Annotated in this window: 16 protein-coding genes; 11 read left to right on the top strand and 5 right to left on the bottom strand. The window is 62.8% G+C overall.

Annotated elements, in window-relative coordinates; all coding sequences use genetic code 11:
* Nucleotide 1: 1 nt before the first annotated feature.
* The 7 genes from gspG to gspM are packed head-to-tail and all read left to right on the top strand — an operon-like array spanning nt 2 to nt 4264.
* Nucleotides 2–448 (top strand): type II secretion system major pseudopilin GspG, encoded by a 447-nt coding sequence (gene gspG, locus APH28_RS12940; protein WP_060509886.1) that lies wholly within the window; start codon nt 2–4, stop codon nt 446–448.
* The gene (gspH, locus tag APH28_RS12935; protein WP_060509884.1) at nt 445–909 is read left to right on the top strand and encodes a type II secretion system minor pseudopilin GspH; all 465 of its coding nucleotides are present in this window, start codon (nt 445–447) and stop codon (nt 907–909) included. The genes gspG and gspH overlap by 4 nt, the downstream gene beginning before the upstream one ends.
* Nucleotides 887–1270, top strand: coding sequence for a type II secretion system minor pseudopilin GspI (gspI, locus tag APH28_RS12930; protein WP_060509882.1), 384 nt, complete (start codon nt 887–889; stop codon nt 1268–1270). Before gspH ends, gspI begins: the two co-directional genes overlap by 23 nt.
* Nucleotides 1257–1838, top strand: a complete 582-nt coding sequence (gspJ, locus tag APH28_RS12925; protein ID WP_060509880.1) for a type II secretion system minor pseudopilin GspJ — start codon at nt 1257–1259, stop codon at nt 1836–1838. The genes gspI and gspJ overlap by 14 nt, the downstream gene beginning before the upstream one ends.
* Nucleotides 1839–1858: 20 nt before the next feature.
* Complete coding sequence (locus tag APH28_RS12920) at nt 1859–2692, top strand: general secretion pathway protein GspK (RefSeq protein WP_060509878.1); 834 nt, start codon at nt 1859–1861, stop codon at nt 2690–2692.
* Entirely contained in the window at nt 2685–3797 is a 1113-nt protein-coding gene (gene gspL, locus APH28_RS12915; RefSeq protein ID WP_060509876.1) for a type II secretion system protein GspL, read from the top strand. Before APH28_RS12920 ends, gspL begins: the two co-directional genes overlap by 8 nt.
* Entirely contained in the window at nt 3794–4264 is a 471-nt protein-coding gene (gene gspM / locus APH28_RS12910; RefSeq protein ID WP_082432291.1) for a type II secretion system protein GspM, read from the top strand. Before gspL ends, gspM begins: the two co-directional genes overlap by 4 nt.
* Before the next feature lie 12 nt (nt 4265–4276).
* On the opposite strand, the gene APH28_RS12905 is transcribed toward gspM, so the two are convergent.
* On the bottom strand, nt 4277–5521 hold the full coding sequence (locus tag APH28_RS12905) for an MFS transporter (RefSeq protein ID WP_060509871.1): 1245 nt from the start codon (nt 5519–5521) through the stop codon (nt 4277–4279).
* Between the two features lie 107 nt (nt 5522–5628).
* Here APH28_RS12905 and APH28_RS12900 point away from each other — a divergent pair, with 107 nt between their 5' ends.
* From APH28_RS12900 to APH28_RS12885, 4 genes are all read left to right on the top strand, one after another.
* Nucleotides 5629–6528, top strand: a complete 900-nt coding sequence (locus tag APH28_RS12900; RefSeq protein WP_060509870.1) for a LysR family transcriptional regulator — start codon at nt 5629–5631, stop codon at nt 6526–6528.
* Between the two features lie 94 nt (nt 6529–6622).
* A complete protein-coding gene (locus APH28_RS12895; RefSeq protein ID WP_060509868.1) occupies nt 6623–7396 on the top strand; it encodes a ParA family protein in 774 nt (257 codons plus the stop codon).
* Nucleotides 7397–7467: 71 nt separating this feature from the next.
* Complete coding sequence (locus APH28_RS12890) at nt 7468–7776, top strand: type II toxin-antitoxin system HigB family toxin (RefSeq protein WP_060509866.1); 309 nt, start codon at nt 7468–7470, stop codon at nt 7774–7776.
* On the top strand, nt 7766–8122 hold the full coding sequence (locus tag APH28_RS12885) for a type II toxin-antitoxin system HigA family antitoxin (protein ID WP_060509864.1): 357 nt from the start codon (nt 7766–7768) through the stop codon (nt 8120–8122). Before APH28_RS12890 ends, APH28_RS12885 begins: the two co-directional genes overlap by 11 nt.
* 3 nt (nt 8123–8125) lie before the next feature.
* Here APH28_RS12885 and trxC read toward each other — a convergent pair whose 3' ends face one another.
* Genes trxC through APH28_RS12865 form a run of 4 tightly spaced genes read right to left on the bottom strand, consistent with a single transcriptional unit; the run spans nt 8126 to nt 15169 of the window.
* Nucleotides 8126–8560 carry a thioredoxin TrxC gene (trxC, locus tag APH28_RS12880; RefSeq protein WP_060509856.1) on the bottom strand — a complete coding sequence of 145 codons (435 nt, stop codon included), beginning with the start codon at nt 8558–8560 and terminating at the stop codon, nt 8126–8128.
* A 16-nt stretch (nt 8561–8576) separates the two neighbouring features.
* Nucleotides 8577–10037 (bottom strand): protein adenylyltransferase SelO, encoded by a 1461-nt coding sequence (selO, locus tag APH28_RS12875; RefSeq protein WP_060509854.1) that lies wholly within the window; start codon nt 10035–10037, stop codon nt 8577–8579.
* Nucleotides 10038–10082: 45 nt separating this feature from the next.
* Nucleotides 10083–13391 carry a mechanosensitive channel MscK gene (gene mscK, locus APH28_RS12870; RefSeq protein WP_060509852.1) on the bottom strand — a complete coding sequence of 1103 codons (3309 nt, stop codon included), beginning with the start codon at nt 13389–13391 and terminating at the stop codon, nt 10083–10085.
* A gap of 35 nt (nt 13392–13426) precedes the next feature.
* Nucleotides 13427–15169: a potassium/proton antiporter gene (locus tag APH28_RS12865; protein ID WP_060509850.1), complete on the bottom strand. Its 1743-nt coding sequence runs from the start codon at nt 15167–15169 to the stop codon at nt 13427–13429.
* Between the last annotated feature and the right edge of the window lie 27 nt (nt 15170–15196).

The raw sequence follows: 15196 nt of genomic DNA, 5'->3' as shown, positions 1-15196 counted from the left end.
TATGTCTTCTAGCGCTCCACATCATGCGCAGCGTGGCTTCACGCTTATCGAAATCATGGTGGTTGTCATCATTCTGGGTGTGCTCGGCGCGTTGGTGCTGCCCAATGTGATGAGCCGCCCGGACCATGCCAAGCTCACGGCGGCGCGTACCGATATCCAGTCAATCTCTACGGCCCTGGAAATATACCGCCTGGACAATGGGCGCTATCCGACCACAGCCCAGGGCCTGGAGGCGCTCATCCGGCGCCCGACCGTTGCGCCCTTGCCACGCCAGTGGAACGCCCAAGGCTACCTGAAGAGCCAGGCGCTGGACCCATGGGGCATGCCTTATCAATACAGCAATCCCGGTACGCGATCGGGGCAGGGGTACGACCTGTTCTCCTTGGGCGCCGATGGCCAGCCTGGTGGTGAAGATGCGGATGCCGATATCGGTAACTGGGCCGAATGAGTCCGCGCCGCACGAAAGGCTTCACCCTGCTCGAGATGATGTTGGTGCTGTTGCTGGCAGGGGTTGTCTTGGGCATGGCGGGTTTGCAGTTGGGGCGCGACCCGCAACGCCTGGCCAGCCAGGAGGCCGGTTTTTTGCTGCAACTGGTCGAGCATGCCAGGCAGCAAGCTGTGCTGGAGGGGCAGGAAATGGGTGTGCAATTCGACGCCCGCGGCTATCAGCTGATGAAGGCGTCCGGCACAAGCTGGGTGGCGGCAGGGCAGCGCCGGGATACTGGCCTGGACCTGCGCCTGAGTATCGACGGCTTCCCGGTGACGCTCGCCGGGCCAGGAAACACCGCACAATTGGTGTTTTCCCGTAACGACGAGCACACCCCGTTTTCGTTGTCTTTCCATGAGGGGGGTGTCGACCTTGCCCAACTATCAAGCGATGGCCTCAATGCCCCGTGGCTCGAACGCTGAACGTGGATTCACCTTGTTGGAAGTGCTGGTGGCGCTGTCTGTGTTCGCCGTGCTGGCTGCGGCGGTGACCACTGCCAGCCACCAGGTGCTGGCGCAGTCGCAGGGTATGCGTGATCGACTGTTTGCCAGCTGGATTGCCGATAACCACCTTAACGAGCTTCGCTTGCAAGCGACTGCGGCCACACTGCGCCGCCCCCACGAGGTTCAGTTCGATCAGCGCACCTGGTTCATCGTCGAGTCGCGGCGTCATCAGGCTGAGCTGGCACTGGTCGAAATTGGCGTGAGCGTCGGGCTGGTATCGGACCGGCAGCCGCTTCACCACGCTGTGGGGTGGCTGGAGGTGGCCGATGCAGCGCAGTAAGCCGCCAGCCCGTATCCAGCAAGGCTTTACCCTGCTGGAGTTGTTGCTAGCCATCGCCATCTTTGCCTTGCTGGCGACGGGGACCAGCCAAATGTTGGCTGCCTTGGTACGGGCAGATGCTGCGCGTCAGGCTCAGGCCGAAGAACTACGTGCCTTGGGGCGGACAATGAGTGTGATGCAGCGGGATGCGCTGCAAGGTTATTGGCCCGCAATCAGCAAGAAGGGCGGGAATCATGGGGTGTTGCTGACGTCGCAGCGGGTGGGCTGGTTGCTTGGTGCGGAGCGTGATCGGCAATCGCTGCCGCGCAGCGATTTGAGGGTTGTCGAGTACTGGCTGGAGGACGGTGTGTTATGGCGTCAGCGGCGGACGCTGGAACACGGGCAGGGGCGCCCTCAGCGGCTTCTCGAAGGTATCGAGGACCTGCGTTGGAAGTTGTACGGTGCACAAAGCGGATGGGTAACCCGCTGGACTGCTGCGCAACCGCCCCAGGCACTTGAAATCACCCTGACGACCCGGCGCTTTCAGGGGATTCGTCGAGTACTGCCTCTGGCGGGGGCAAGCCTGTGAAAAACGCGAGGCAACAAGGCGTGGCGCTCATCACCGTGCTGTTGGTAATGGCACTGTCGACCCTGTTGGTCGCCAGCATGTTGCGTAGCCACCAGGGCATGCTAGGCAGTCTCCGGCAGCAGATCGAGGCCTCGCGTTTGCTGCAGCTCGCCCATGCTGGTGAGCAGCATGCCTTGAAGCAGCTGACACAGCAGGCCGCGGCTTTGTTGCAAGTGACCCATGGCGGTCAGCCTTGGGCGCACACCCGTTTGCTGGAGCTTGAGCAGGGTCAGCTTCGGCTGCGCCTGGAGGATCTTTCCGGGCGTTTCAATATCGCTGCGCTGACCGCACGAAAAACCCTCGACCCGGTGCTGCTCGAACGCTGGCAGCGGTTGTGCCATGCCCTGCAGATCGAGGCGCCGTTGCTGGAGCCCTTGGCCGGACAGCGCATGCTTGACCCCAGCCAGCTGCGCGCCTTGCCGGGCGTCGATGCCCAGGTGATGGCCCGTTTGCAGCCATGGGTCGTGGCGCTGCCTACCCACGCGGGGCTCAACATCAATACCGCCCTGGTGCGCGTGCTCGAAGGCCTTGAAGGCGTGGATGCGTCCATTGCACGGAGCGTGGTGGGCAAGCGGCCCGAAGAGGGCTATGCCAGCGTTCAGCAATTTCTGGCGCAACCGCAGCTGGTGGGGCTTGGCATCGACAGCCATGGGTTGTCGGTGACCAGCCGCTGGTACCGCCTGGAAGTGCGAGCAGCGTTGGAAGGCAACGTTGGTTATCTGTACAGCGACCTTGAAATCGACCCGAACACACATCAGGTGCGTGTGCTGCGTCGGTTTTTTTCTGCACAACCGGAGCACATGCAAGATGAGTGAGGTTTACCTGTTTCTGCTGGCCGGGGCCGTGGTCGAAGACGAAGGAGTTTGGCCGGTGCTCGTGCGCACAGCCCAAGGGCACCAGTACCGGTCACAGCTGGGCAACTTGCCGCCAGAATTGGCCACCGCTGCGGTGGTGCTCGTCTTGCCGATGGAGCTGGCGGGTTGCTGCGTGATCGGGCCGATACCGGGCAGGCGCCCCAGCCGCGAGGCATTGGGTTATGCGGCGGAAGAACAGCTGGCGGCACCGTTGGAGGCGCTGCACTTGGCGTTCGGGCCAGAAGATCAGGAGGGCCGGCGCAGGGTATGGGTGATAGCGCTGGCTTGCTTGCACCCGCTGATGTCGAAGCTTCAGCACCAGGGCATCGACCCCATGGCTGTACACGTCGATGCTGACCTGCTGAGTGGCGAGCGGGCATGCGCCCTGTGGTTCGAGGGGCGATGGCTGCTGAGGGGCAGTGAAGGCACTTGCCTGGCGCTAAGTGCCCAGGCCGCACAAGTCATGAAGCAGAAATATGCTTCGATGCTCTGGATGGCCGAAGCAGGCTCGCCGGGCGCGTCTGACTGTGATCAGCAGATCGCCAGTGCAGTGGAAATCATGGTGCAAGGCAATGCTGGCGCTGTGGACCTGCGCCAAGGCGCACTGCGTCGGCGGCGAATGCGACCGGCATGGCGAGGCCTGGCAAGTGGCGTGGTGCTGGCATTGCTCATGCTTTGCCTGGTCGATCACGTACGTGCGCAGTGGCTTGTGCAGCAAGCATCCAGGCTGCATGCCGAGAATGTTCGGGTTTTGCAGCGCTGGGCACCTGAGCAGCCCCCGGGTGGTGACCTGGCTACGCGCATCAGGCTGCTCGAACACCGCCCTACACCGGCGACTACAGTGGAGCAGCTGGCGCTGCTATCGGAGCAACTGGTCGGCGTTGGCAATGTGGTGATCGAGCGGGCGGAATCGACGCCTGAACAAGGCTGGCGCGTCGAGGTCGTCGCCCATGGCTTTGACGATCTTGAACGGCTTGGCGCACGCGTTCCCGGTATGAGGATGGAACAGGGCCGACAGGCCGATCGAGGGGTACGGGCGACTCTGTCCTGGCGGGAGGCTGAATGAAGCATTGGAGAGAATTTGCGGTGCTACGCCAGTGGCAACTGCTGTCACCCGGGCGACGCATGCTATTGAAGGCCGCTTTATGGGGCCTGACCCTGATCGTGATCTGCCAATTACTCTGGCTGCCGGGCCAAGTCCGCCTGCAACAGGCTGAGCGAGACCTGGCGCGTGAACATGAGTTGGGTGCCCAGCTGCAGCGAATCATGCAGGGGCCGCCTCGGTCGTCAACCCCCGTCGAGGTGCACACACCTGCCGGATTGAACGAGCGTGCCAAGGCTGCAGGCTTGCATATCACCAGCCTGGAGGCCAGATCCGGGCAGGTGGACGTCAGCCTGGAGGGGGCCGCTGCTGCCGTGCTGGCCTGGTTGCATCTACTGGAGAAGGAGGGTGGCAAACCGCTCAGCCTACAGCTTCAAGCCGAAGGCGAACTGCTCCAGGCGCGCTTCGTGATGCTGCTGGCCGAGGCATGATGCCTCGGCCTTTCAAACTGCCTTGGGTTGCAACTTGCTCAGATGCAGGGCCACCAGCAACGCCACGGTCAGCAGGCTGCCGATGAACAGGCCGATCCCGTTCCAGCCCCATTGGTGCCAGAACACTCCACCTGCCGTACCGGCCACACTGGACCCTGCGTAATAACTGAACAGATACAGCGACGAAGCCTGCCCCTTGGCCTTCAGCGCGCGGCGGCCGATCCAGCTGCTGGCCACCGAATGCGCACCGAAGAAGCCGAAGGTGAACACCAGCATGCCAACGATCACCATCGCCAGCGGGATGGCCAGGGTCATCAGCAGGCCGCCAGCCATGACGACGATACTGGCCCAGAACACTTTGCGCCGGCCCAGCTTGTCAGCCAGTGCGCCGACCTGCGCCGAGCTGTAGATACCCGACAGGTACACCACCGACAGCAACCCGACCAGCGCCTGGTTCATGTGGTAGGGCTCGGCCAGCAGGCGGTAGCCGATGTAGTTGAACAGGGTGACGAAGGCGCCCATCAGCAGGAAGGCTTCGAGGAACAGCCAAGGCAGCCCGGCGTCCTTGAAGTGCATGACGAAGCCGTCCAGCAGGCTGCGCGGGCTCATCAGCTGCGGGCGGAAGTTGCGTGACTCGGGCAGCACTTTCCAGAACACCAGCGCCGCCACCAGGGCCAGGCCGCCGATGGTCAGCATTGCCGTGTGCCAGCTGACGAAGTCGATCAGTACCCCGGTAATCAGCCGCCCGCTCATGCCACCGATGGCGTTGCCGCCGATATACAGGCCCATGGCCAGGCCGATGTGCTGCGGGTGGATTTCTTCGCTCAGGTAGGTCATCGCCACTGCCGCCAGGCCGCTCAGCGACAGGCCCACCAGGGCGCGAGTGGCCAGCACCAGTTCCCAGCTCGGCATCACCGCGCTGGCCAAGGTCGACAGGGCGGCGCAGACCAGGGCAAAGACCATTACCGGCTTGCGGCCGATGCGGTCGGAGATCGGGCCGGTAATCAGAAGGCCGAAGGCCAGCATCGCAGTCGATACCGACAGCACCAGGCTGCTCTGCGCTGCGTTGATGGAAAACTCGTTCGACAGCAGCGGCATCATCGGCTGCACGCAGTACAGCAGCGCGAACGTGGCGAACCCGCCGCTGAACAGAGCCAGCACGGTCTTCATGAAGGCGGGGGTGCCTTTTTCGATCCACATTTCGTTCAGGGGTGCAGGCTCTGGGCCGTTAGGAAGGGGGGCTACAGCAGTTTTCACGGACGGTACCTCTGGCGCAATGAAAAAAGCATATAGCTGGCTAATGATTAGATCCAATATATTGTTCGACCTATTTGAGATGTTCTACGACCTAATTGGAGCCGATAATGGAACTGCGCCATCTGCGTTACTTCATCGCCGTTGCCGAGGAGCTGCACTTCGGCCGCGCGGCCCAGCAACTGGGCATTTCCCAGCCGCCATTGAGCCAGCAGATCCAGGCATTGGAGCAGGAGCTGGGCGCTCGCCTGTTCGAGCGGACCAATCGTCGGGTCGAGCTGAGCGAGGCTGGCCGGCTGTTCCTCGAAGAGGCACGCCAAGTGCTGGCGCAGGTGGAGAAGGCGGCCGATGTGGCCCGGCGCGCGCAGTTGGGCGAACTGGGCGAGATGAAAATCGGTTTCACCTCGTCGGCGCCATTCACGTCGAAGATCCCAAAGGCCATTCATGCCTTTCGTCAGCGCTTCCCCGCCGTGCACCTGAACCTCAAGGAAATGAGCAGCCGGGATGTCGCCGAAGGGGTGTTCGACGAATCCATCGAGGTCGGGCTGATGCGGCCGATGCCGTTGCCGGAAGGCCTGGTGGCCACCGAGCTGTTCCGCGAGCCGCTGGTAGCAGTGATCAATGCCTCGCACCCGTTGGCCGAAGGCACGGAACAGGGCGTGTACATGGCTGCCCTGGCCCATGAACCGTTCGTGTTCTTCCCGCGCAGCTATGGCAGCGGGTTGCATGCGCAATTGTTGAGCTTGGCGCGTCAGGCCGGGTTCAGCCCGCATTTCGCCCAAGAGGCGGGAGAGGCGATGACCATCATCGGCCTGGTGTCGGCGGGGCTTGGGATCTCGGTGCTACCGGCGTCGTTCCAGCGCATGCGCATCGAAGGCGTGGTGTACCGCACGCTGCTGGATGAAGGGGCGATGTCGGCCGTGTGGCTGGTGCAGCGCGAGCGTGGGAGTTCAGCGATGGCCCGGGCGTTTGCCGAGTTGCTGACCGGGCTGATGGCAGGCCAGGGGTGATGTTCCGGGCTCGCCTGCGAATGGGCAAATGGCACTGGTCATTGCCGCTGCGCCGCCACATACTCGGGCATTCGTTGATACACGGAGGTCAATCATGCGGCGCGTGGTGTTCAATCAGAAAGGTGGCGTGGGCAAGTCGAGCATTGCTTGCAACCTGGCGGCAGTGAGCGCTAGCGAAGGTTATCGGACCTTGCTGATCGACCTGGATGCCCAGGCCAACTCGACCCAGTACCTGACCGGCCTGACCGGCGACGATATCCCGATGGGGATTGCTGACTTCTTCAAGCAGAGCCTGTCCAGCGGGCCGTTCAACAAGAAGAACAAGGTTGATATCTACGAAACCCCGTTCGACAACCTGCATGTGGTCACCGCCACGGCGGAGCTGGCCGACCTGCAACCCAAGCTGGAAGCCAAGCACAAGATCAACAAGCTGCGTAAGTTGCTCGACGAGCTGGACGAGGACTACGAGCGGATCTACATCGACACGCCACCGGCGCTCAATTTCTACGCGGTTTCGGCGTTGATTGCCGCTGATCGCGTACTGATCCCCTTCGACTGCGACAGTTTTTCGCGTCAGGCGCTGTACGGCCTGCTGGCCGAGATCGATGAGCTCAAGGACGACCACAACGAAGACCTGGTGGTCGAAGGCATCGTGGTCAATCAGTTCCAGTCCCGTGCCAGCTTGCCGCAGCAGATGCTCGACGAATTGCTGGCTGAAGGGCTGCCGGTGCTGCCGGTGTACCTGGGCAGCTCGGTGAAGATGCGCGAATCGCACCATGCAAGCCTGCCTTTGATTCACCTGGAGCCGCGGCACAAGCTGACACAGCAATTTGTCGAGTTGCACGATTTGCTCGAGCGCTGCGAGTAAGCGTTACACTCAATCCCTTGCGCGATACGCGGGCCCCGAGCATAATCTCCCAAAACGGGAGATATGCTTGCATGCGCGTCATTGCCAAAAGCACCTTGGTGAAGTTCTGGGAATTACCCGGGTATGAAGATGCCAAGGCGCCCTTGCAAAGCTGGCACGATATGGCCATCAAGGCCATCTGGCGAACGCCTCAAGATGTAAAGGATCAGATTGGCAACGCCAGCATATGTGGCAACAACCGCGTGGTCTTTAACATCGGAGGTAACAAGTACCGGCTTGTGGTCGAAATGCAGTATCGAGCCGGTATTGCCTGGGTGAAATTCGTCGGCACGCACAGGCGCTATGACGAGATTGACGTGGAGACAATCTGTGAATATTAAGCCAATCCGCAATGATGACGATCTTCGAGCGGCCTTTCAGCGACTAGAAGCTATTTTCCAGGCACAAGCTGGTACGCCAGAAGCTGATGAAATGGAAGTGCTGGTGACACTGATCGAGGTGTACGAAAACCAGCACTATCCGATTCATCCTGCAAACCCGATTGAAGCCATCAAATTTTGTATGGATCAACAGGGGCTTACGGCACGAGATCTTGAACCCTTCATCGGTCCGAGCGGGCGGGTCTCGGAAGTTCTTAATGGAAAGCGCGGGCTAAGCCTTTCCATGATCAAGCGCCTGCATGATGGTCTGCGCATTCCCTACGAGTCCCTATTGGCAGGCGTTTGAAAACTAGACCCCTTGGCTACGCACCCACTCCAGCAACGACTGCAGTGGAAACGCTCCAGCCTGGCGGCTAATTTCGCGGCCGTTCTTGAACAGGATCAAGCTAGGAATCGAGCGGATGCCCAGTTGCCCGGCCAGGTTGCGGTTGGCTTCGCTGTCGAGCTTGGCCAGGCGGCAGCGGCCGCTGAGTTGGCGGGCGGCCTGTTCGAAGGTCGGGGCAAAGGATTTGCAGGGGCCGCACCAGTCGGCCCAGACATCGATCAGCAGCGGCAGATCGCCCTTGATCTGGCTGGCATAGTTGGCCTCGCTGAGCTCGAATGGCGTGCTGAGCAACACGTCCTTTTTGCAGCGGCCGCATTTAGGGGCATCACCCAGGCGCTCTGCCGGCAGGCGGTTGAGGCCGTTGCAGTGTGGGCAAGGGATTACCAGTGGATCGGACATGTCGGTTCCTTGAAGATTATGAAGAACAGCTGATTTCCAGATGCTTGCCCCACTCAGGTGGGCGCTCGGCATAGGCCTGCATGCCGGCTTGCTCCTCGAACGGCTTGCTTAGCACTTGATGCAGGCGGCGTACTTCACTGTAATCCCCCGCTTCGGCCGCTTCGATGGCCTTCTGCGCGAGGTAGTTGCGCAGCACGTACAGCGGGTTCACGGCATGCATCCGCTCACGACGGCCTTCGGCATTGCCCGCCTCGCGCTCGCAGCGTGCCAGATAATCCGCGCCCCAGGCATCGAAGCCAGCAAGGTCGATGAAGTCGTCGCGTACCACCTTCAGCGCTTCGGCGATGGGTTGCTCCCCTAACTTTCGGAAGAACAGGTTGTAGTCCACGCCGCCACTCTGCATGCGCTGTAATAGGCGCTCGACCAGCGCCATGTCGTCGTCTTCTGCGGTGGTCAGGCCCAGGCGTCGACGCATCAGGTCGAGGTAGTGGGCCTGATACAGCGGCAGGAACAGGCCCAGCGCCTCCTTCAGCGGTTCCACCTCGATCACCGTGGTCAGCGCCTGGGCCAGGGCGCTGAGGTTCCAGTGGGCAATCGGCACCTGGTTGGCGTAGCTGTAGCGGCCACGGTCGTCGGAATGGTTGCAGATGAAGTTGGCGTCGAAGTCGTCGAGGAAGGCGAAGGGGCCGAAATCGAAGGTGATGCCGAGGATCGACATGTTGTCGGTGTTCATCACCCCGTGGCAGAAGCCATAGGCCTGCCAGCGGGCGATCAGCTCGGCGTTGCGCTCGACGAGGGTGCGGAACATGGCCAGGTAAGGCTGCTCGGCATCCCGGCACTCGGGGTAGTGCTGCTCCAGCACGTGGTCGATCAGCACACGTTGCTGTTCCGGCTGCTGGGTGTAGTAGAAGTATTCGAAATGCCCGAAACGCACATGGCTCTGTGCCAGGCGGGTGAGCATTGCCGCACTCTCTCGGGTTTCGCGCCACACCGGGGTGCTCGAACCGATCACGCACAGTGCACGGCTCGTGGGGATACCGAGGGCGTGCAGGGCTTCGGAGGCGAGGAACTCGCGAATTGACGAGCGCAGCACGGCACGGCCGTCGCCCATGCGCGAATACGGCGTCTGGCCAGCGCCCTTGAGGTGCAGGTCCCAGTGCTCGCCCTGGTCGTTCAGCACTTCGGCCACCAGCAGGCCGCGGCCATCGCCCAGGCGTGGGTTGTAGGAGCCGAACTGATGGCCGGAATAGACCATCGCCCGCGGGTCGGCTTCTTCCCAGAGCTTGTGGCCGCTGAACAGCTCGGCGAACACAGGCTCATTGGCCTGGGCCGGGTCGAGGTCGAGCAGCGCCATGGCCGACTCGCTCGCCACTATCAGGCGCGGCTCGGCGATCGGCTCGGGCAGGACCTGGGTGGAGAACGCATCGCCCAGGCGGGCGAAGCGGTTGTCGAAGGTGAGTTGGTCGAGGGCTTTCACGGGCTGCTCCTGAGATTCAGCACAGAGTAAAGCATTCGAGCCCACTCAGGCCGAAGCAGTGCCATCCGGTTTAGGTTGCTCCATCGGAATCAGCTGCTGCTTGCCGCCTTTCGGATCCATCAGGAACACCTCGACCTGGCGTACCGAGATCTTGATGTTGTGGGCCTTGAACTCGCGGTTGATGTAGCGGTTGATCTCGTCCAGCGTCGGGTTGCGGTCGCCCAGGTCACGCACATGCATGCGCAGCTCGTGGTCCAGCGAGCTCTCGCCGAAGTTGAGGAAGTACACGATCGGTTCCGGGTCCTTGAGTACCCGCGGGTTCTCGTGGGCGCCCTTGAGCAGCAGGTCGCGCACCAGGTCAAGGTCGGAGCCGTAGTCGATGCCCAGCTTCAGCGTCACCCGGGTAACCGTGTCGGTCAGCGACCAGTTGATCAGCTGGCCGGTGATGAAGGTCTTGTTGGGGACGATGATGTCCTTGCGGTCGAAGTCGGTGATGGTGGTGGCGCGGATGCGGATCTTGCTCACCGTACCGGAAAGGTTGCCGATGGTGATGGTGTCGCCGATCCGCACCGGGCGCTCGAACAGGATCATGATGCCGGAGATGAAGTTGGCGAAGATCTCCTGCATGCCGAAGCCCAGGCCCACCGACAACGCTGCTACCAGCCACTGCAGCTTGTCCCAGCTGACCCCGAGGGTCGACAGGGTGCTGACGATGCCGACACCGACGATGGTGTACGACAGCAGCGTGGTGGTGGCGTAGGCGCTGCCTTGTGCCAGGTTCAGGCGCGACAGCACCAGCACTTCAAGCAGGCCTGGCAAGTTGCCGGCCAGGGCGAAGGTGATGCCGACGATCACCAGCGCGCCGAGCAGGTCGCCGAGGCTGATCGGCACCATGCTGGCAGCGGCACCGGTGCCGCTGGTGTACTCGTACAGGACAAAGTTGTTGAGGTAGGCGAACACCGAGATCAGGTCCGACCAGACCCAGTACAGGCCGGCGATGAAGCCGCCGAGCAGGGCCAGGCGGATCAGGCGCAGCGACTGCTGGTTCACCTGTTCGATGTCCAGGGTCGGCTCTTCGGTGATGACTTCGCCATCCAGCCCTTCCTTGGCGGCCTGGCGCTTGCTCAGCGCGCGTTGGTAAGCCAGGCGCCGCGCCGCCACTGACAGTCCACGGACAAAGGCGGCCTCGATCACCAGCCAGAACAGCAGCAGGTAGAGAGTGTAGATCAGCCGGTCGGTAAGCTTCAGCGCGGTGTAGTAGTAGCCGAAGCATACGGCTACGAACAGCGCGATCGGCAGGGCGGTGAAGGCCACCCCGACGGCCTTGCGAAACAGCGAGGTGTCGCGGTGCGCCGGGCTGCTCAGCAGCAGGCGGCTGAGCAGCCAGGCCATCAGCGCGTAGCAGGTCAGCACCACACCGATACCGAGCACGTCGTCGGCCAGCGACGAAGGCTGGTGCTCGGCGACGGCCACCACGCCGACCAGCGCCAGCACCACGGTACCCAGCCGACGTACCCAGCCCCGCAAGAACTCGACCTGCGGCTTGTGCCAACGGAAGTGGATTTCCGCCACGCCGCCGGGGGCAAGGATGCGGTAAGCGGTATAGAACACCAGCCAGGCCTGGGCCAGCTGCCACAATGCCGCGCCGAGGTTGGCGTTCTGCCCGCGAGCGTCGATCTGCAGGGCATAGCTGCACAGCGCCAGCCCCAGGCTCACCGGCATCGCCAGGAGGATGTTGATCAGGATGGCCTGGGGCGTGTGCCACTGGCTGTCACGGCGGAAGTGGCCGATGTCCTGGTGCACCTTGCCCAGCCGCTGGTACAGGTACTTGCGCCGCCACAGCAAGCCACCGATCGCCAGCAGCAGGGGCAGGAACAGCAGCGGCCGTTGGCTCAGACCGTCAGCCAGCTCCTTGATGCCCGAGCCCCAGGGCAGGCTGGCGACCTGTTCGGGGAAGCGCTCCGGCACCAGGCGCAACCAGTCCCAGTCCAGCGGCTTGTTGCTGGGGATCCAGAACATCTGCTCGTCGAGGGTGTTGCGCAGGCCCTGGGCGGTGCCCAGCAGCTGCTTCTGGTTGAGCTGCAGGGTGATCGATTCGTTGAGCAGTGCCGACAGTTCGCGGTTCAGGCGTTCGAGCAGGTCGCTGCGGGTGATCGCCACTTCCAGCAAAGCCTTGCGCAGCTGCGGTGTGACGTCTTCCTGCGGCTGGTTGGCCAGCAGCTTGTCGACGTAGGTCACCGGGTTGCTCATCTGCTCGCGCTGTTGGTTGATCTCGAACTGGTACAGGCGGATGTCAGCGATCTGGTCGGCCAGGTCGCGGTCGAGCTTCAGGTGCGGCAGTGCCTGTTTCTGCTTGTAGAGGATCTTCGACAGCAACAAGCTGCCCTTGAGCACGTTGATCTGCTCATCCAGCGCCTGGTCGGCCTGGGTCAGGCTATCGAGCTGTTGCTTGGTGCGCAGGTTCTGCTGGGTCAGTTCGTTGAGGCGGTCGGTGCTTTTCAGCAGGTAGTCGGAGAGCTTGAGGTTGGCCGCACTCTCGGTGGCCAGCAGGCTGCTGCCGCCGGCCTTCTGCGCTTCGATCGACTGCTGGGTGACGGTTTGCTGGGACTGGGCCAGGCGCTTTTCGTTGATCAGCGTCTGCAGGTCCTGGATTTCCTGCTCCAGGCGCGCGGCACGTTCGATCAGCAGGTCGTGGCGGGCGTTGCCGAGGTCTTGCAGCAGGCCGTTGCCGGCCAGTTCCTGGCGGCGCAGCAGGGTCAGCGCGTTGAGCGAGGCCAGTTCGGCATTGAGCTGGTTGCGCTGGTCGGCGTTGATCGGCTTGCCACCGTCCTTGCCGCTTTTTAGGCTGCTGTTGATCTGCTGGGTGCGTGTCTGGTTGTTGCTGATCTCGGCCTGGGCGCGCTCGGGGCGGGTCTGCGAGTTGATGATCAGGCTATTGGCTTCGGACAGCGCCTTCTGCAGCTCGCCCTGCTGGGTATTGCGCTCACTGAGCATCTGCTCGAGCTGCGGCACGGTCAGGCTGGCATAGCGCTGGGCGACCGGCTGCGCCTTGCTTTCCTTGAGCCTGGCCAGTTCTTTCTGACTGTCGCTGGTTTCCTTGGGGGCGCTGGCCAGCTGCTGCTTGAGCGCGGCCAGCTTCTTCTCGCTGTCTTCCTTGCTGTTGAGCAAGGTCAAGGTCTGCTCGAGCACCTGCTGCAGGGCCTTCTGGTCGGCTTCGGGCAGCTTGCGCTCGGCGATCTTGTCGAGGCTGTTCTGGATGCTGGCAGTGGTCGGGGCTTCTGCCGCGTTGGCCGCGACAGAAAGGGACAGGCACAACCCGAGCAGGGCTGTGCGAAGGTACACGCGCAGGGACATAGGCAGACTACTTGTGGATCAGGCAGAGACGGAGTTTAGAGGAACAATCCTGGTCCGGGTCGCGTTCCCTCGGGGAATCTGACGCCGACTTTCTGGATCTTGTTCCCGTCCATGGTCGCCACGGTCCAGATCGTGCCGTGCCATTCGACCTGGTCGCCTACTACTGGAGCGCCTCCGACCTTCTGTCGGATGAACTGCGCCAGTGGCATTTTCGCGTCCAGGCCGTCCAGTTTCAGGCCATAAAGAGCAGCCACCGCACCCAGCTCTGCATCGCCTTCGAGCACGAAGTCGCCGAAGAAGCGCAGGTCCAGGCCACGCTGGGGCGCCTGACTGAACAGTTTGCCCAGTGCCGGCAGGTTATGTTCGTGGCCGATCACGCAGAGCATGTCGCCTACTTCAAGCACCGTACTGCCGGACGGGTGCAGCAGTTGCTCGCCGCGGAACAATGCGGCGATACGCGTGCCTTCGGGCATCTTCAGCTCGCGCAGGGCAGCGCCGATGCACCACTTTTCCGCGCCCAGGCGGTAGACAAACAGCTCCCACTCGCTGGTAACGTGCACTTCAAGGGCCGAGCGGGAAATCGGTGCCGGGTCTGGCGGTACGGTGACCTTCAGCAGCTTGGCCATCCACGGCAGGCTGGTGCCTTGCACCAGCAGCGATACCAACACGATGAAGAACGCCAGGTTGAAGAACAGCTGGGCGTCCGGCAGGCCGGCCATCAGCGGGAACACCGCCAGAATGATCGGTACCGCGCCGCGCAGGCCGACCCAGGAGATGAAGCCCTTTTCGCGGCCGTGGAAGGCCTTGAACGGCAGCAGTGCGGCAACCACCGACAGCGGCCGTGCCACCAGGATCATCCACAGCGCCAGGCCCAGCGCCGGCAGGGCGATCGGCAGCAGGTCGTGGGGCGTGACCAGCAGCCCCAGCACCAGGAACATGCCGATCTGCGCCAGCCAGGCCATGCCGTCGAGCATGTGCAGGATGCCGTGACGGCTGCGGATCGGCTTGTTGCCCAGCACCAGGCCGCACAGGTACACGGCGAGGAAGCCGCTGCCGTGCAGGGCGTTGGTCAGCGAGAACACCACCAGGCCTCCGGCCACCACCAGGATTGGATACAGGCCGCCGGCCAGGTTGATGCGGTTGACCAGCTGCAGCATGAGCCAGCCACCGCCCAGGCCCAGCAGGCCGCCGATACCGAACTCGCGCAGCAAGTGGCCCAGCAGGCTCCAGTGCAGGCCGGTCTGGCCGCTGGCGATCATGTCGATCAGGGTGACGGTGAGGAACACCGCCATCGGGTCGTTGCTGCCCGATTCGATTTCCAGGGTGGCGGTAACCCGCTCGTTCAGGCCTTTGCCGCCGAGCAGCGAGAACACCGCTGCGGCGTCGGTGGAACCAACGATGGCGCCGATCAGCAGGCCCTGGATCAGGCTCAGGTTGAACAGCCAGGCGGCGACCATACCGGTGAGCGCGGTGGTGATCATCACGCCGACAGTGGCCAGCGACAGCGCCGGCCACAGCGCCACGCGGAAGCTCGCCACCCGCGTGCGCAGGCCGCCGTCGAGAAGGATCACGGCCAATGCCAGGTTGCCCACCAGGTAGGCGGTCGGGTAGTTGTTGAAGATGATGCCGCCACCATCGACACCGGCGACCATGCCGACGGCGAGGATGATGACCAGAATAGGGATGCCCAGTCGCGACGACAGCGAGCTGACCAGAATACTTGCGCCCACCAGCAATGCGCCGATCAAGAACAGGCTGTTGATGGTGCTTGCATCCAAAGGCAGGTACTCCGGGATATCGCGGGA

Origin of the sequence: Pseudomonas sp. NBRC 111124, from assembly GCF_001320245.1 — a bacterium.
GTDB lineage: Bacteria > Pseudomonadota > Gammaproteobacteria > Pseudomonadales > Pseudomonadaceae > Aquipseudomonas.
Note: the sequence above shows the minus strand (reverse complement) of the source record. Positions and strands in the feature narration are given on the sequence as shown.